The organism is Synechocystis sp. LKSZ1 (assembly GCF_040436315.1).
Classification (GTDB): Bacteria; Cyanobacteriota; Cyanobacteriia; order Cyanobacteriales; family Microcystaceae; genus Synechocystis.
In genome coordinates this window covers 2,283,066-2,299,609 of record NZ_AP031572.1, presented here as the reverse complement: position 1 = coordinate 2,299,609, position 16,544 = coordinate 2,283,066, and the positions used below count along the sequence as shown (strand labels likewise).

The window sequence follows — 16,544 nt, the reverse complement described above, 5'->3', positions numbered from 1 at the left end:
CAAGAAACTTATTTTCTGAACATCTTGAGCATTCGCTGGGTTACCAGGAAGCCCCCGGAAATATTGATGGTGCCGACTAGGATGGCAATTATCCCCAGAATTGTGGTTGGGCTTTGGAGAGGGCCAGAAATCTGGAGCATGCCGCCGATAATAATGATGCCACTGATGGCATTGGTGACACTCATCAGGGGGGTATGCAGGGCCGGAGCAACATTCCAGATCACCTGCCAGCCCACAACACAGGCCAACACAAAGACGGTGAGGTGAGAGAGGAACGAAGACGGGGCGCCTAGACCAATGCCCACCAGGGCCAAGGCCCCCAACAGCAGCCAAACCAGATTTTTGTTACCAGTTGGTGCAGGTTCTGTGGCCCCTGTCGAGATAACTGATGAAGCTGTAGCGGGAGGGGGGGGGGGCGCTTGAGGGAGGGGAGGTGGCGGCCAGGTGATCTTACCTTCGTGTAAAACCAAGGCCCCGCGCACCACCTCATCTTCGGTATTGACGGTGTAGTTTTCTGCCCCCCCCATATCCTTGAGTAAATGCCAAAGGTTGGTGCCATAGAGTTGGCTGGATTGATTGGCCATACGGCTCGGTAAGTCCGTGTAACCGATAATCGTCACGCCGTTGTATTCGTAAACCTCGCCCGGTTTGGTGACTTCACAATTGCCTCCTTGTTCCGCCGCGAGATCCACAATGACCGAGCCTTGGCGCATACTCTGAACCATGGCCTCTGTGATCAATTTAGGCGCAGGTTTACCGGGAATCAGGGCCGTGGTGATGATGATATCGACCTCCTGGGCCTGGGCGGCGAATAGGGCCATTTCAGCTTCAATAAATTCCTTACTCATCACCTTGGCATAGCCGCCTGCGCCACTGCCATCTTCCTCAAACTGAAGTTCCAGGAATTCTCCTCCAAGGCTTTCCACCTGCTCCTTGACGACGGGACGGGTATCAAAGGCCCGGACAATGGCCCCGAGGCTTTTCGCCGTGCCAATGGCCGCCAGGCCAGCGACCCCAGCTCCAATCACCAAAACCTTAGCAGGGGGAACCTTTCCAGCCGCCGTAATTTGGCCCGTGAAAAAACGGCCAAACCGGTTGGCCGCTTCGATGACGGCCCGATAGCCAGCAATATTGGCCATGGAGCTGAGGGCGTCTAACTTTTGGGCACGACTAATGCGTGGTACGGCATCCATGGCCAGTACCGTCGCTTGTTTACCAGCCAATTGTTCTAAAAGGGCAGGATTTTGGGCGGGCCAGATAAAGCTAATCAGGGTTTTGCCCAGGGGCAGGGCCTCTACCTCTTCTAGAGAGGGTTGGCGCACCTTGAGCAAAATATCAGCAGTCTCGAAGAGTTTCTGTCGATCCGGGGTGATCTGACAGCCCTGTTCTTGGTAGAGGGCATCGGGAAAATTGGCTTGTTCTCCGGCCCCCGACTCTAACCAGACCTCAAAACCGAGTTTTTGCAATTTCTTGACCGTATCTGGCGTAGCGGCCACTCGGCATTCGTGGGGGTAGGATTCGCGGGGAATTCCAATGATCTTTGGGCGTGGCGAGGATTGGGATGATTCCCCAGAGGTCGGAGCAACATCCGTAACGGCAAGGGTCATAAGCTTGGCATGGGTCTAAAATCACCCCTGCATCTTAGAATGATCCCCAAGGGCTGACGAAATTCCTTAAAATATCTTAGGAATTATGGAAGCCAAAGACAGTTGATTAGCTGGATGAAACACTTCCCAAAGCAACCGTAGGACTATGTTAGGCTAAACCAGCGAGGATCCCCCTCAATTTTGGCAGACGTAATTAGCAGAAAACAATGATGTTAGCCCACGCCTTAACGAAAAAAACTCTAGCGCTACTAGCGCTGAGTGGTACCCTGCTCTTTGGCTTACCGGTCTTTGTTCTGGCCCAAGGAAATTCCGGTTTTACCATCTTCAGTGGTGTTGACCGCAAAGATATTTTGGACTATTACCTCCAATTCGGGGGCTTCCCCAATGAATGGGACCGCTATAAACTCTATATCCCGGCAAAAAAACTAACCCAAGGAGCCAGTCGCTTTTACATCTCCTATCCAGCCAACTTCGATGGTAAATTTGATACCCAATCCATCGATGTCCGTACTAAATCGGGTTCTGTTCCCCTAGAGAGTGTGGTCTGGGACAAGGAAAGTCGCTTCCTAGAAATTAGTCTGGCTCAACCTATCGACCCCAATACCAAGGTAGATATTGTCTTGTCTAACGTCAAAAATCCCACTTGGGGTACCTACTATTTCGTCTGTGATGTCACGGCCTCTGGCGATATTCCTCTGCGCCTTTACGTAGGTACTTGGATCGTCAGCATTCAGCGCTAATCAAGATGGGTCTTCAGTGGTATAATTAAAGACTGTGTTTTTTTGTTCTTATTTCCTTGAGTAAATCCCATGACCCAACGTACCCTGGGCGGCACTAGCCGCAAACAAAAAAGAACCTCTGGCTTTCGGGCTCGGATGAAAACCCACAATGGTCGCAAGGTGATCCAGGCCAGACGCAAAAAAGGGCGTCACCAACTTGCAGTCTAGACTAGCCGTTGTCGTCATCATCTAGGTGGGATTACCAAAACCCCTGCGGCTCAAGCACTGGCAAGACTTCCAGGCAACGTATCAGCAAGGCAAGCGCTATCGGGGAATGTATCTCCTCCTGCGGGTTTTACCAGATCCTCGTCTAAACCAGAGTCGTTTTGGCATAGCTGTGAGCCAAAAAGTCAGTAAAAAAGCCGTGGTGCGTAACCGGATTAAACGTCAACTCCGGGCGATTTTATTATCCCAACGTCCTAACTTGGCCGGGGGCTTTAATGTCATCGTTGTGGTGTTGCCCAGTGCTGTCCTATGCAAATATGAACATTTTTTGCGAGAATTGGAGCAGTTATTTAAGCAAGCTGGGATTATGAATCATGGGCATTAGAGAGACAACCTATTATGAAGGCGGCCCCCACATAGGGGATTTGATTATCAATATTCTGTTAGGTTTTACCGTTATTTTTTTACCCCTAACCATTGGGGCAATTGTGCGGGCCATTTGGTTACGCTACAAAATTACTGACCGTCGCATTTCCGTAACTGGGGGATGGATGGGACGTGACCGTACCGACATTGTCTACGGAGAAGTCAGTAAAATTGTAAAAATTCCCCGAGGTATTGGTCTTTGGGGGGATGTCGTTGTGGTTCTCAACGATAAAAGCCGTCTAGAACTGCGGGCCATGCCCAAATTCCGGGAAATTTGTGACTATATGTCAGAGCGCGTCGCCGCTAAGACTGGACGTTCCCTTGAAGCCATTACTAGCAATTAAGCCAATGGGGGAATCTCATCCCCCCCATCATTCTGCTAATTATCAGCCGCTTCTCAGCTTACTTTTTCCGCCATCAAGACTAAAGAGTTAAACGAATGGACTTCGGTATCGGATTTATCTCGACCAATATCATGTTGCCTATCCTGGATTTTTTCTTCGGGATTGTGCATAGCTATGGATTTGCTATTATTGCCCTCACCTTGGTCATTCGCCTAGGCCTATATCCCTTGAGTGCAGGGCAGATTCGCAACATGCGGAAAATGCGAATTACCCAACCGCTGATGAAAGAGCGCCAGGAGGAGATTCAGCGCCGTTATAAGGATGACCCGGCTAAACAGCAGGAGGAAATGGGTAAATTAATGCAGGAGTTTGGCAATCCCTTGGCAGGTTGCTTGCCCCTGCTACTCCAGATGCCGATTCTCTTCGCTCTCTTTGCGACGCTGCGAGGCTCACCCTTCTCTGACATCAATTACACGGTGGATGTCCAGGTTTTACCCCAGGAACAAATTACCCAAATTGTGCCTCAGAGCTATGCCACCAAGGCCCAAAATATTTATATCGATGAGGCCATTCACTACCCTATTAGTGCTGTCCTCCCTGGTGGCAATCGTCTCGGAGCCGGCCAGTCTGCTCAGATTACTTTACAGACCAGCGAAGGTAAAGCGCTGGAACAAGTGGTAACGGAGGCAGAAAAAAATACGTTAATCCCGACCTATAGCATCACCAAGGGGAGTGAGCATGTGGCTGTTACCGCCGATGGCAGTCTAGCGGCCCTAACCCCAGGAGATGCGACGGTGCAAGTTACCGTACCGGGGATCGCAGCTAAGACGGGTTTCTTGTTTATCAAGGCCTTGGGCCAAGTCGGCGTAACGGGGGAAAATGGCGAAATTAACTGGGACATTCTGGGTATGATCGTTTTCTTTGGCTTCAGTATTTACTTGAACCAAGAACTATCAGGAGCCGCCGGTGGCACGAGCAATAATCCCCAAGCCCAGCAGCAACAAACCATTAATAAAATTACTCCGATTTTGTTCAGTGGCATGTTTTTATTTTTCCCTTTGCCGGCAGGGGTGTTGATGTACATCGTTTTAGCCAATGTCTTCCAGACCCTACAAACGGTGATTTTAATGCGGGAACCTCTCCCCGAAAACCTGCAAAAGCTCCTAGACCAGCAGGAAAAGGCCGCCCAGAACAGGGAAGCCCTGCCCTTCGAGAAGAAAGGCAAAAAGAAAGAGAAAACCTCCTAGGCTGTACTGACTGTCTTTAAGACGATTCATAGACCCCTACTATCCCCCTCCTTGGGGGACTTCACCCTCTAAAGCAGTAGAGATAAAGGTAACATGACCTTAGCAAATCCATCTCAGTCAGGCCAGGTCTGGTTAGAGACCCTGTTAACCTTAATGGGCATGCCGGCGACAATTACCGCCGAAGACAAACAAGACGCAGTGCTAACCCAGGGGATGTGGTTGATGATTGATCCCCAGGCCCTGAATCCTCTCCAAATAAAGGGCCTGATGGGGGAACGGGGCGAAGGCCTAGATGCCCTGCAGTACCTCCTAAATGCCACTCTAAACCGCTCTCCAGATGGTGAGTCTCTAGAAAATTCGGCTCTGATTAGTGTCGATATGGCGGACTATCGTCAGCAACGCCAGTCCCAGCTATTAGAGTGGTCGCAACAAGCGGCCACCCAGGTCAGATCAACCCAGCAACCAGTAGAAATGCCAGCGCTATCTGCTGCAGAACGTCGCCTCATTCATACCTTTTTTGAAAAAGAAGCGGATTTGGTCACAGAAAGCCAGGGCCAAGAGCCCGATCGACGTCTGATTGTACGGCCCCGCACTGCCCCACCGCCTCTCCAGGTGTTTTTTGACTAATCTGCTAGTAGTTGAGCGGCCCGTCGTCCTGCTCCCATCAGGCCCACCTGTTCATTGAGCACGATGGCCACGGGAATTTGTTCGAGCAGGCCCTGCATACGCCCCTTGGCCAAAAAGACCTGCATAAAGCGTCCTGACGTTAATAAAGGCAAAATTTTAGGTGCAATGCCCCCAGCAATGTAGAGGCCGCCGTAGGGTAATAGTTTTAAACTGAGATTGCCAGCCTCGGCCCCGTAGGCCTCAATAAATAAGGTCATGGCCTGACGTGCCAGGTCATTATTGTTCTCTAGGGCTAACTGGGCCACCCGAGCGACCAAGGCCGGAATATTATCCTGAAATTCTCCGGCTTGCCAGGCCTGTTTGAGGGCAGGACCTTCGAGATGGGGATATTTTTCCCGCAGAAAATAATAAATGCTTCCAATACCCAGGCCCGAGACAATACGCTCAATGGAAACCCGCTCCAATTGATAACGGCGCCGAATATCCTGAACCAGTTCAAATTCCAGGGGAGTCCGAGCCGGAAAATCGGCATGGCCGCCTTCACTGGCAAATACTTGATAACCGCCATTGGCTTGGGGAATCAAGAAACCCTGACCGAGGCCAGTACCCGCCCCAATTAGGGCCATGGGGGCCATGGGTTGAGCTGGAACGGATTGTAACCAGAATAAATCTTGCTCAGTTAAATCTCCTAGACCATAGGCAACGGCAGTAAAGTCATTAATTAACGTCACTTGGGGAATACCGAGGGTTGCCGCCAAAATATCCCCTTGAAGGAACCAATTCAGGTTGGTTAACTCACAACAATTATCCAGCACTGGCCCGGCAATACCAAAACAGGCCCCACTAATCGTTAGCCCGATGGAAGTGAGCGGTTGGCGCTGGAGGAAGATTTGTACCAGGGGAATGAGGTCAGGAAAAGCCTGGCTGGAATAGGTCGCTTCCCCTAGGGTCAGGAGTTGGTCAGAGTTGGGTTGGCTCTGGAGGAGACGCAGACTCGTTTTGGTACCGCCAATATCACCGGCAAGGAGAAGATGGGCCATGGATAATTGAGAAAGAAATCCCCTGTAGGCTAACACGCCTCAAACGAGCTGGAATTAATGAAACCAATAATATTGAGGCCAATTTTAGAACTTCAGCAGAAATTTCAGGGCCAGTCCGGCAACGCCACGCACAATAGCATCCAATTGGGGGGTTCCCGCTTCCTGCCGACGAGCCTCATCCAAGGCCTCTAGATTTTTAATCACGTTTTCCGAGGCCTCAATACCACTGGGATTCTCTTGCTGTTTGAAAAGGGCAACAGCATATTCTGCATTTCGTTTAGCCGCCGCTTCATTGCCCAGCTTGAGATAGGCTAAACTCAGGCCAAGGTAGCCCGGTGCAAAATTTGGGTCTAGGGCCAGGGCCTTGTCGTAGTTATTGATGGCCGCTTTGTAACTTCCTTTTTGGGTTTCCAACAGACCCCAGCCGTAGAATAGTTGAGGTGTTCCTGCATTGTTGGGAATACCAATGGCCCCCTGCATATAGGCCTGGTCTAACTTGGTAGCGAGGAAGTTCGCATTACTAAGATAGGCATTGCGTAAATCTGTGCCGTTAAGAATGGCCCCTGCGAGATTAGCTCCGGTTAAGTTGGCCCCGTTGAAGGAGGTTCCGGCTAAATTAGCACCACTCAAATTAGCACCACTCAAATTAGCACCACTGAGGTTGGCCCCGGCCAAATTGGCCCCGACGAGATTGGCTCCGCTGAGGTTAGCCATCACCAGGCCTGCACCACTGAGATCACAGAGAGAACATTTTTTCGTGGCCAGGAGTTGATTTAAGTCTTCTAGACTCTCGGCTTTAACGGGCCAGCTCAGAAACGAGCTAAAGATTACTACCGCACAGATGGGACGAATTAAATTCATGGCATCATCGTTATGTTTTAAGCGATAAATGTAAATCAGCCACTAGCGGTAAGTCTAACGGCTGTGAATTTTGTATCCATTGAGAGAAAAATAAAATTTCTAAGTTCTCAATTGCTTCTGTTTTAGGATTGAGGCGAGCAATTACATTTTCTTCTATTTCTTCTGAATTCTGCCCTAAATAAGGAGAACAAGTATTGATATATAAAATATCTCCTATATTGTCATAGATAATCGTCAGCTTCTCTGCCATTCTATTTTTCCTCCCGATAATTTACGGGCAACGTAGGCGGTAATAATCCAGTAACGTTCAGATTCTTCGGTACTATGAATAACGACAACGATAATATATTTACCATCTAGAAGAGATTCAAACCAACGGGTAAATAGTTTTGCCTGTTCAAAACGAGAACTCTGACGAACTTGGTCTGGATCGCTTAGGGTCAAGTATAAGGCAGATTCATAGATAGATGACAGTTCGGGATGAACGCGGCAGATGTGCTCCAAACGTTCATCCGTTAACTCTACAGTATGCTCCAGATAAGGGCAAAAGAAGCTGACCATTCCAGATTACGGCTGGGCTTGAACCGGGAAGCCTTTGCTCCGTAGATAATCCGCCGTAGCCTTACCAGGGGTGAAGTTATAGCCAAATTGGGACTCAGCACCATCATGAACAATCTGCGGCGTTAACAGAACAATCACCTCAGAGCGGTCGGTGGTATCGGTCTGGCTCCGGAACAGGGCCCCGATCAAGGGTAAATCGCCTAGAACCGGTACCTTGCTGGTGACGGTCTGGTCAATCTGAGAAATAATCCCGGAGAGAATCATTGTTTGACCATCCCGGAGACGGACTAAGCCAGAGCTTAATTCCCTTGTATTAATTAGCGTTAGTTGGTTATCGGCCCCATCACCACTACGGAACACTTGAGTACCAGCCGGAGAAGAAACCAGAGGGTTTACCGACAGACTAATAAAACCATTGTCATCAATTTTGTCGATATTGACTTTAAGGGTTAAACCGACATCTGAGAGGACAGGGGTCGTGGTACGGACACCGCTCAGGGGATCAACCTGGGTATTAACGCTAGAAACGACTTGCTCCACCAATTTAACACTGGCAATCTGGCCCTCTTGCACCATCAGAATGGGATCAGTGAGAATTTTGGCATTGCCGCTACGAATCTGGGCTTCAATTTGGGCCTGGAATTTCTTAGGATATTGGAAGTAGGAGGCAACATCATACTCAGGAGGAGTAACGGTAATAAGGCCGGTCGTGGGATCAATGGTTGCCAAGGGCGGTGTTGTAATACCAGTCGTATAAGGATTACCTGATATGCCAAGATTGGTAGAAGTTAAAAATGGCAGTAAAACTGATTGCGTTCCAATCGTTGCTGGAATTAGCTGGACATTATTGGGGTCATAGAAAGCGACTCCTGGTGAATCTCCATTAGGGCCTAAAGGATTAGGAATAGCGGGAGGATTGGTGATTCGGCCAGAGGCACTATTAAGGTTAGCGCTGGTAACGGGAGAAGTACTACCAAAACGCATCACCATTGAACCGTTATCTTGGACAAAATAGCTGTCGTTAATGCCAAAGGAAAAGCTACTGTTATAGTCTTGGATGTTATTCAAGTTAATATCAACGATTTTGACGTTGACTGCAACCTGGCGACGGCGAGCATCGAGCTGGGTGATTAGAGCAGAGGCAATTTCGACCTGGCGGGGTTCACCAGTCAACGTAATACTGTTAATCCGGTCGTCGTTCGCAACGAGTAAACCGCTTAAAGGGGTTAATCCTGTTGAGGCTCCTGGGGTAGCGGCCTGACTTGACTGAATAGATAGGGGAATAATTTGTGGGTTAATTCGCGTTACTGTCACATTGCCTTGGTTGTCGATGGTTCTTTGAGTACTACCTTCTTGGTAAACATTGACCTGTGCTCCCTGCAGGGCCAAATAGGACGCGACGTTAGAAGCTTTTGCCTGATTTAAACGAAAGGTTCGGCTCACCAAGTTCATCGCTTGGGGGGGGAGGTCAGGGCCAACAAAGACGGTGGTGCCCCGCAGATTCGCTTTTAGCCCCGATACCATCAAGACTGCATTAAAGACCTGTTGAACGGTTTCCTGTTCTAAATCGAGAGAAATGGTGGTTTGGGCCGCGGGCTGGACGGCATTCGGGGCTGGGGGTTGTTGGCTTTGATTCGCTTGACTATTGCCCGTTTGACCGTCCGTAAAAATAATATTCATTCCAGCGTAGCGGGCCAGGACGAGTAACACTTCCTTGACAGGGGCTTGACGTAACACTAAACGAGGGATCATGGTACTACCCCGAGTCCCTAGGTTAATGACATCATAGTTCATATTAATATTAGATATAGAAATATCCCCAACGGGAGCCGGTACAGCTCGAGGTAAAACGGGGGCGACAGGAACCGCTGGTGAGAGAATATCAGGGTTGGGAGCGCCATTATTGGATTTGATAATGACTTCCGGGTTGGGCACTAGTACCGGCGGTTGACCCTGATTGGGCGGTAACACCTGGGCCACTTCCAAGGGAGCGGGGTTAATTTTAGGAGATTCGGTATTAATTTCTAGGGCGGAGGTGGTGAGAGGGAGCTCCGTTGTAAACAGGTCAGTTGAAGTACTCAGGTCTGTCTTTTCTAGCTCCTGCTTGAAATCCGGTTGGCCTTCGCTGGTCGCGGCCTGGGCCGGTTGGAGGGCGATTAGTAAGCCAGCCACTACTTTTGCTGTCAGCCAATAACGGTAATTTTTCATAGTTTTGCTCCTCATCACACACTTAGCAATCAATTATTGAACATTGATGAAAACTTTGTCAGGATCGTTAAAGATTATTTTTTATTTTTTCGGCGTCTCCTCCGGCTTTTGGGCCTGGCCAGCTCCCCCAGGGGGCGGCGGCGGTGGCGCTAAGGCAGCAATTTCCTCTGGTGTTAAGGGTAACAGGACATCCAGGGTCATGCTGGTGTTCAGGGTATCATTAATTTGCGGCTTAAGCTCGGCCCGATTGCCACTCTGGACTAGGTTGACGGGAATCTCCGTTTGCACCAAATCAGTCTTCAGGTCTTTGATCAAAATCAGGGGTTGGAGCCGCTCTAGATCGCGAAGGAAATTGTGGGTATTACCAAAGGGGCCCTTGATGGTCAACTGATAGGTTTGACGCTTCAGTTTATTTTTGGCCCCGGCTCCTAGAGAATCATCCCCAATAATAACGGGATCCCCCTGGGGCAGAAAATTGAGAAAAGTCAGATCACGGGATTGGATCAGGGTATTAACATCCAGCAATAGAGTTTTGAGGTCGTTACTGTTGGCATAGAGGTCTAATACTGTTGCTCGGCGTTTTTCTGCCTGCTGAAGACGGCCCTCTGCTTCCTGGAGTTTCTGCTGGAGTGTACTTTGGGTTTGTTGGTTAACTTGTTCTTGCTTAGTTGTCTCATCTAGTTTGAGTTCTAAATATTTGCCTAACGCAGGCATGAAGAAAGTGACGAGAACATAGCCGGCTCCGAAAAGGCCCAGTAGGCCTAGGCCAATACCGCTCACTTTGGGGGTAAAGGTAATGCCAAAGGCCGTCGGATAGTTGGACTCGGAGCCAAAATCATCAATGATCGTGGTCGTTGAGTAGTCTTGGGTGTAGGTCATGGGGGTTACTCCTCAAAAGGCCGGATTAGGGATTGGGGGCTGGGGCCGCATCGGCGGGAGCAGCAGGAGGGGGAGCTACTGCAGGGGCAGTCGGCCCTTTCAGAGCACCAGTTTCCTCTAGAAGCTTGAAGCGAGCAACCAGGCCGGGGGCTCCTTTGCGAATCAGGTCATCCATCAGTTGCTGGTCAGGAGTGTCAGTTAACTGGGTTTGAACCGTGTATTTAACCCCCTGGGGAATGACTACCGTCGGTTTGGGTTCCCCCTCTTTCGCTTGGCCAGGGGGTTGATTCGTGGGATTATTAGCCGGAGCCCCTTCTGTTACGGTGTTTTCCCCAACTACAGGGAAAGGAGCCTCGTTGGCCGTCAAAAGCTTAGTTTGGTCTGCCTTAAAAAACTGAGAATTTTGTAGGGTTAAAACAAAATCATTTAGAGCAGAATAATTACTAGCAAAGCCATTGAGCGTTAACTGCTGACCCGCCTGTTGAATATTACTAATCTGTACTCCTGCAGGGGTTTGATCGGTAATATCTTGCAGGATGGCAGACCAGGGCTTGACTTGATCAAATACGCCGATCAAGCCATTGACTTCTTCATGAATAGCTGCCGCTTTGGCATTGACCTCCTGGATTTTCTTGTTTTGGGCAGTAATACGAGTTAATTCCGTATCTAATTCCTGGATGTTTTGCTCGGTCATGCTTTGTTGCCAGCCAACCACTAAAGTTGCTAAACCAGCTAAGGCAGGGAGGATCACCAGCACAGCTGCACCGATATAGATAGGAATTTGTTCTTTAACATCCTTGGTCTGGGAAACAATCGTCGTTCCCGTGGCTGCCAGCTTGGAACTGTCTTCCCTGCGGTCTTTGAGAAAGTTAACGTCTAAACTATACATAGGTCATCATGAACGTGGGGTGAGCCGGTGTGGGAGTGTGCGGAATCTCTAACCCTAAGCTTCCCGGAGGCCGAGGCCAAGCACCGTCGCCAAGCTGGGGCGTTCCGTCATGGCAATATTTTGCTCGGTTTCAATGGAGAGGGCCGCAATGGGATCAATCTGCATCGTTGGAATACTCAAGCGTTGAGTCAGGTATTCATCTAACTGCAGCAGTCCCCCGCCTGGCCCGGCTAAGAGCAGTTGCACGAGTTCCAGGTCTTCACTTTGGTTGAGATAAAAGTTGATGGAGCGCCGGAGCTCATCGGTCAGCTCTCCCATTACCCTCATTAGGGCCGTCATCCCCGGATTAACGGCGGTTCCCTGGGTACTGAGGGTATCGAACTGGGTCACTGGAATGGTCATGCCCTGGAGAATACTAGGATCTCTGGAAGGCGGTAGGTTCATGGCCCGAGACAGGGCGTTTTGCATTTGGTAGGTGCCGATGGGGACGGTTCGGGAAAACTGGGGTACCCCATCCACAATAATGGCAATTTCAGTGTTATCAAATTCTATATCAATGAGTACAGCTGCTTCCTTGGAACCAAACTGCCGGAGTTGCTCCCGAATGGTGCGGATTAGCGCAAAACTATTAATTTCTAAAACATCAACGTTTAAACCGGCCTGCTGGAAGGTATCCAGGTAGGAGTCGGTTACTTCCTTACGGGTGGCGACGAGCAGGATTTGTACTTTTTCAATGCCGTCGTCATCTTCAAAAAAGCCCAGCTTTTGGTAGTCTAGATCGACTTCTTCCCGAGGATAGGGCAAATACAGGGCCGCCTCATGGTTGAGTACCATATCCCGTAGTTCCTGCTCATCGAGCTCTGCCGGAACCGGAATAATACGGATAATGGCTTCCCGCATCGGAACCGCTGTTGCTACCTGTTTAGTCGTGATCTTATTTTCCTTGAAGAGTTCCTGGATCATTTCCGCCAGGGAGGGAGAATCTACAATCTTCCCCTCTTCAAAAATGCCCTCAGGCAGAGACAGGCTACAGAATTTATTGAGTTTGTAGCTTTGGCCCTGTTTGTTCAACTGAACCAAATTTAAGCGTTCGGGGGTAATCTCCAATCCAACGCCTTGAGACTTACGACCCAATAGGTTTTTGAAACGGCTAAACATCGTTTTACTGGATACCGCAGAAAAGTATTGGTCAAGAAATTGACAGAATCAAGGTGAGGAAGAGGAAGCTAAACCTATCCTAACCAATCTGGAAACGCTGTCAAGATAAGGTTACGATTTGTGTGGATTTTCGCCTTTTCTGAGGCCTAGCTCAAAAATTGGGCTACCTGTCCAAACATGGCCCCCAAGGCCCCCAAAATCAAGGTCAGGCCACTCAACATACTCAAGGCAAAGCCAATCATCCGCATTGTCTACGCCTGGTAGTAGCCCCAGGCGTAGACAATGCGGCCGATGACCCATACCAGGCCAATACCAGCCCCCCAACTAGGATTGAGATAGAAGGAAAAAAGCCAGAGACTGGGAAGAAAAAAGACTAGTTGCTCTAGGGTATTTTGCTGAACCCGCAGAACCCGCTCAAAATTTGCGTTCCCAGTGGTGGCTGGAGGCATTACTTTGTACTTAGATCGTGCGCGACCTACATTAGCCACTAGAACTTGGTAAACGCTCAGGGCCAGGGCCGTGATCAGACTGGGGAAGAGGTAGGTTTGACTCAGCATAGACAGTTAGGCGAGGGGGGCTTGACAAGGAATGCCGACGGGGCGGGGAAAACGGGCCGGGGTCGGGTTTTCTTTTTGGAGGTAAATGAGATGGCGCTCTCCTCCCGTCCAAGGCGTTTGAGCTGGTTGGATGGTTTTGAGGATACCACCCAATTGGGGCCCAATGGTTTCTAGCGCCTCAGTCTCAGCCGTTGTCCATTGTCCTCGATACAAAACGGCCCAGCCCCCGACCTTCAGCAGAGGTAAGAGATACTCGGCGCAGACGCTGGCTTCCGCCACGGCTCGGATCACGGCAATATCGTACTGTTCCCGCTGATGGGGGTCTTGGCCCAAAACTTCCGTGCGTTCAGCCAGGGCCTGGACATTGCCTAATCCTAATTTAGGCAAAAGACTTTGAATGAAGTTAATTTTTTTGCGGGTTGCGTCCAGAACGGTTACTTGCCAGGTGGGGGCCCAGAGGGCCAGGGGCAGGCCAGGAAAACCGGCCCCAGTTCCCACATCGATCAGCTTGGCCTGGGAGTAGACACGGAGGGGCCCGGACAATAAAATCCCGCTGAGGGAATCCCAGAGATGTTTCTCAACAAAGGCCTGGGGTTCGGTAATGCGAGTCAGGTTGAGGTGTTGATTACTCAAGCAAATTTCCTGATAAAGCTGGCCCAATTGGGTTATTTGCTCAGGACTGGGTTCCCAACCCAAATCCAGAAAGGCCTGGGGGAGGAGCGTTAAAAAGGTGTCCAAGGTAGTTAGGGACATGGGATCTGGGCCTCCAGGGTCGGGAGCAAGGACTGGGGCTCACAGGGGGTAAGGTGGCCCTGATCAATCCGCCAGCCGTAATCAGCAATTTGTACTAATTCTTTGGGGTCATGGCTAACCACCAGCAAAGTCCAATGTTCCTTAAGTTTCGCTAGTAGTTTCACGAGTTGTCGCCGCATTGACCAATCCAGGCCCGCCGTCGGCTCATCCAATAGCAAGAGATTCGGTTGACGAATTAACTGTACCGCCAGGGCCAAACGCCGTTGTTGGCCCCCGCTCAAGGCATAGGGGGCCGTTTGCCAATCGATCTGCTCTAGGCCGACTTCTAGAAGGGCCTGCCGCAGCTGCTCGCTGCCTAATTCCGGATGCCCGAGACGAAGTTCCTCCAGGAGGGTACTCCCACAGAAATGGCGCTCTGGAAATTGAAAGACCAAACCCGCTAATTGTTGGAGATGGAGGGGCGTTAACACTTGGTCTCCCCAAAGGATCGTGCCTTGGGTGGGTTCAGCCAAGCCGGCCAAAATTTCCAACAGGGTCGTTTTTCCTGAACCACTGGGGCCAATAATTAAAGCCAACGCCTGGGGCGCTAACTCCAAATTAATTTCTCTTAGAATAGGGGTCAGCGTTGCCGGTGGATGGTAGCTGACATTGTTTAGATAGAGCATGAACAGTGATGGCCTGCGTTAATCGTTTCCATTCATTCCCCGCCAACCAACAATGTGGCAGATTTTTGAAGTTCTCTGAATCCTTCTCCTTCACTCTACTCCCATGAGCTTGCAAATTTTCCCTCGATCCTTCTGTCTGGCGCTCCTTGGTCTGGCCCTCGCGAGTCCAGCCTTTGCGGGTGATCCCTTCCGTCCCTATGCCCCCCGCAACATTGGTAGCCATACCGAGGCCGCCTTTAATGCCATTTTCCGGGAAGGGAACTATAAATCAGCCCGAGACCTCCTGGCCGTTGCGATGGCCACGGAACCCAATGAGCCCCTCGCCTTTGCCATGCAGGCCTCCCTTGCCTACGATGCAGCGGATTTTGAGGCCATGAAACTCTACGCTGAAAAAACCCGCCAGGCGGCGGAGCAACTCAAACCCCAGGATCCCCTGCGGGGCAATCTTTACCTGGCCGTGAGTTATTTCCTTGAAGGGGGCTACCTGCTCAAAAAAGGTAACTACTTAGAGGCTGTGAGCAAGGCTGGTAATGTGTTCGACTACCTCGATACTGCCGCTAAAAGTAATCCCGATGACCCAGAATTGAATCTTCTGCGGGGCTACCTCGATCTATTTTTGTCTAAATATACGCCTTTTAGCCAGTCCGATCAGGTGATCAATCGCTTTCAACAGTACGCTTCCCCAGAATATCTCAAAAATCGGGCCCTGGCCACCACCTACCGGGATCTGAAAAAATATGACCAGGCCATGGAGTATTTAGACAAGGCCCTGGCAGAAACCCCGGAAAATCCCGAATTGCAGTACCTCAAGGGCCAACTCCTGCGCATTAAGGGACGCGAACAAAAAGACATTACCCTCCTGCAAAGTGCTCAGGTCTATTACCAAGTGGCCCTGCAAAAACAAGACCAATTGTCCCAGGCGGTGATCGTGCAACTGAATCACGAAAATAATGCAATTCAGTACGAAATCCAAAAATTACGGGATAACCCCAATCTCAAATCCTTCGATTAGCGCCTTAATTGCCGTAGAAGGGCAGGGCCAGAGACCAGTCGGGGGCCACTCCCCTATGCCAGGCCCAATGGGCCAACTGCAAGAGATGGGGGGCCGTTACTCCCAGACCCTCTGGGACTGTTTTCAGGACAAGTTCCGGCCCGTACTGAGCCAAGTGGTTTTGCCAGGCCGGAGGTTGCCAGAGTTGATCTGCTGTTAACGTGGTGAGGGCTTGGCCCTGGACTTGATAAATGGCGCCATAGCACTGGCCCTGGGTAGCCGGCATTTCTACGGCCAGGAGCTGACCAGGAAGCAGCGTCTCCACCAGGGATTGAGCATAGGTCAAGAGACTAGAGAAAGCAAAGACGGGAAGGTCGAGTTGTTGCCCCAGCGTGCGGGCTGTCACTAGGCCAATACGCGTACTAGTAAAGCTCCCAGGGCCTTGGGCCACGGCCAGATAGCTCAACTCCTGCCAGGTCTGCGGCTGCATAAAGTCCTGGAGATGGGAGTGGAGATAGTTAGAAAGGGCCCGGTCTAGGTTCCAACTCTGGTGACGCAGAAGCTGAGGGCCAAGGGCCAGGGCCAGGCCGAGTTCACGGCTAGAGGTATGGAGGGCAAGGCCGTAACCAAGATCATTGCGGGGCATGGGTAGGAGGGCTGGGGGTGAATCGTCGGGAAGATTTCTATCCTACCCTCAGAGGTAAAGTGGTTCCTAGATAGTCGTCCTCCCTCGCATAAATACCTAGACCCAACCGGAGGTCTTGCGCTAAGCTTTGATTGAGATTTG

19 protein-coding genes and 1 pseudogene are annotated in these 16,544 nt (G+C 50.4%); 7 read left to right on the top strand and 13 right to left on the bottom strand.

Annotation, left to right across the window (positions count from 1 at the left end; all coding sequences use genetic code 11):
- Window positions 1-8: 8 nt before the first annotated feature.
- Entirely contained in the window at window positions 9-1,607 is a 1,599-nt protein-coding gene (pntA, locus tag ABXS88_RS10555) for a Re/Si-specific NAD(P)(+) transhydrogenase subunit alpha (protein WP_353672008.1), read from the bottom strand.
- A gap of 206 nt (window positions 1,608-1,813) precedes the next feature.
- Between pntA and ABXS88_RS10550 the strand changes: the two genes are divergently transcribed.
- The 6 genes from ABXS88_RS10550 to ABXS88_RS10525 all read left to right on the top strand — a co-directional run bounded on the left by ABXS88_RS10550 (window position 1,814) and on the right by ABXS88_RS10525 (window position 5,195).
- Window positions 1,814-2,347 carry a DUF2808 domain-containing protein gene (locus tag ABXS88_RS10550; protein ID WP_353672007.1) on the top strand — a complete coding sequence of 178 codons (534 nt, stop codon included), beginning with the start codon at window positions 1,814-1,816 and terminating at the stop codon, window positions 2,345-2,347.
- Window positions 2,348-2,416: 69 nt separating this feature from the next.
- On the top strand, window positions 2,417-2,554 hold the full coding sequence (gene rpmH, locus ABXS88_RS10545; protein ID WP_353672006.1) for a 50S ribosomal protein L34: 138 nt from the start codon (window positions 2,417-2,419) through the stop codon (window positions 2,552-2,554).
- Between the two features lie 25 nt (window positions 2,555-2,579).
- Complete coding sequence (rnpA, locus tag ABXS88_RS10540) at window positions 2,580-2,936, top strand: ribonuclease P protein component (protein WP_353672005.1); 357 nt, start codon at window positions 2,580-2,582, stop codon at window positions 2,934-2,936.
- Window positions 2,926-3,321 (top strand): PH domain-containing protein, encoded by a 396-nt coding sequence (locus tag ABXS88_RS10535; protein ID WP_353672004.1) that lies wholly within the window; start codon window positions 2,926-2,928, stop codon window positions 3,319-3,321. The genes rnpA and ABXS88_RS10535 overlap by 11 nt, the downstream gene beginning before the upstream one ends.
- A gap of 95 nt (window positions 3,322-3,416) precedes the next feature.
- Window positions 3,417-4,568: a membrane protein insertase YidC gene (yidC, locus tag ABXS88_RS10530; protein ID WP_353672003.1), complete on the top strand. Its 1,152-nt coding sequence runs from the start codon at window positions 3,417-3,419 to the stop codon at window positions 4,566-4,568.
- Window positions 4,569-4,661: 93 nt separating this feature from the next.
- On the top strand, window positions 4,662-5,195 hold the full coding sequence (locus tag ABXS88_RS10525) for a R3H domain-containing nucleic acid-binding protein (protein WP_353672002.1): 534 nt from the start codon (window positions 4,662-4,664) through the stop codon (window positions 5,193-5,195).
- On the opposite strand, the gene ABXS88_RS10520 is transcribed toward ABXS88_RS10525, so the two are convergent.
- The 11 genes and pseudogenes from ABXS88_RS10520 to ABXS88_RS10470 form a co-directional block, all read right to left on the bottom strand.
- A complete protein-coding gene (locus tag ABXS88_RS10520; protein WP_353672001.1) occupies window positions 5,192-6,235 on the bottom strand; it encodes a glucokinase in 1,044 nt (347 codons plus the stop codon). The two genes, ABXS88_RS10525 and ABXS88_RS10520, sit on opposite strands and share 4 nt — an antisense overlap.
- A gap of 84 nt (window positions 6,236-6,319) precedes the next feature.
- Window positions 6,320-7,096 carry a pentapeptide repeat-containing protein gene (locus ABXS88_RS10515; RefSeq protein WP_353672000.1) on the bottom strand — a complete coding sequence of 259 codons (777 nt, stop codon included), beginning with the start codon at window positions 7,094-7,096 and terminating at the stop codon, window positions 6,320-6,322.
- Between the two features lie 10 nt (window positions 7,097-7,106).
- Window positions 7,107-7,346 (bottom strand): hypothetical protein, encoded by a 240-nt coding sequence (locus ABXS88_RS10510; protein ID WP_353671999.1) that lies wholly within the window; start codon window positions 7,344-7,346, stop codon window positions 7,107-7,109.
- Window positions 7,331-7,657, bottom strand: coding sequence for a hypothetical protein (locus tag ABXS88_RS10505; protein WP_353671998.1), 327 nt, complete (start codon window positions 7,655-7,657; stop codon window positions 7,331-7,333). Before ABXS88_RS10505 ends, ABXS88_RS10510 begins: the two co-directional genes overlap by 16 nt.
- Before the next feature lie 6 nt (window positions 7,658-7,663).
- Window positions 7,664-9,865 (bottom strand): secretin N-terminal domain-containing protein, encoded by a 2,202-nt coding sequence (locus ABXS88_RS10500; protein ID WP_353671997.1) that lies wholly within the window; start codon window positions 9,863-9,865, stop codon window positions 7,664-7,666.
- 81 nt (window positions 9,866-9,946) lie between these two features.
- Window positions 9,947-10,744, bottom strand: a complete 798-nt coding sequence (locus ABXS88_RS10495; protein ID WP_353671996.1) for a pilus assembly protein — start codon at window positions 10,742-10,744, stop codon at window positions 9,947-9,949.
- Window positions 10,745-10,769: 25 nt separating this feature from the next.
- Window positions 10,770-11,633 carry a PilN domain-containing protein gene (locus ABXS88_RS10490; RefSeq protein WP_353671995.1) on the bottom strand — a complete coding sequence of 288 codons (864 nt, stop codon included), beginning with the start codon at window positions 11,631-11,633 and terminating at the stop codon, window positions 10,770-10,772.
- 54 nt (window positions 11,634-11,687) lie between these two features.
- Window positions 11,688-12,791, bottom strand: a complete 1,104-nt coding sequence (locus tag ABXS88_RS10485) for a type IV pilus biogenesis protein PilM (protein WP_353671994.1) — start codon at window positions 12,789-12,791, stop codon at window positions 11,688-11,690.
- A gap of 146 nt (window positions 12,792-12,937) precedes the next feature.
- Window positions 12,938-13,348 (bottom strand): annotated as a pseudogene (locus ABXS88_RS10480) (MAPEG family protein).
- 6 nt (window positions 13,349-13,354) lie between these two features.
- Window positions 13,355-14,101: a 16S rRNA (guanine(527)-N(7))-methyltransferase RsmG gene (gene rsmG / locus ABXS88_RS10475; RefSeq protein WP_353671993.1), complete on the bottom strand. Its 747-nt coding sequence runs from the start codon at window positions 14,099-14,101 to the stop codon at window positions 13,355-13,357.
- On the bottom strand, window positions 14,092-14,766 hold the full coding sequence (locus tag ABXS88_RS10470; RefSeq protein WP_353671992.1) for an energy-coupling factor ABC transporter ATP-binding protein: 675 nt from the start codon (window positions 14,764-14,766) through the stop codon (window positions 14,092-14,094). The genes rsmG and ABXS88_RS10470 overlap by 10 nt, the downstream gene beginning before the upstream one ends.
- 103 nt (window positions 14,767-14,869) lie before the next feature.
- On the opposite strand from ABXS88_RS10470, the gene ABXS88_RS10465 reads away from it, so the two are divergent.
- A complete protein-coding gene (locus ABXS88_RS10465; protein WP_353671991.1) occupies window positions 14,870-15,778 on the top strand; it encodes a Sll0314/Alr1548 family TPR repeat-containing protein in 909 nt (302 codons plus the stop codon).
- A 4-nt stretch (window positions 15,779-15,782) separates the two neighbouring features.
- On the opposite strand, the gene tsaB is transcribed toward ABXS88_RS10465, so the two are convergent.
- On the bottom strand, window positions 15,783-16,403 hold the full coding sequence (gene tsaB, locus ABXS88_RS10460; RefSeq protein WP_353671990.1) for a tRNA (adenosine(37)-N6)-threonylcarbamoyltransferase complex dimerization subunit type 1 TsaB: 621 nt from the start codon (window positions 16,401-16,403) through the stop codon (window positions 15,783-15,785).
- Window positions 16,404-16,544: the final 141 nt, after the last annotated feature.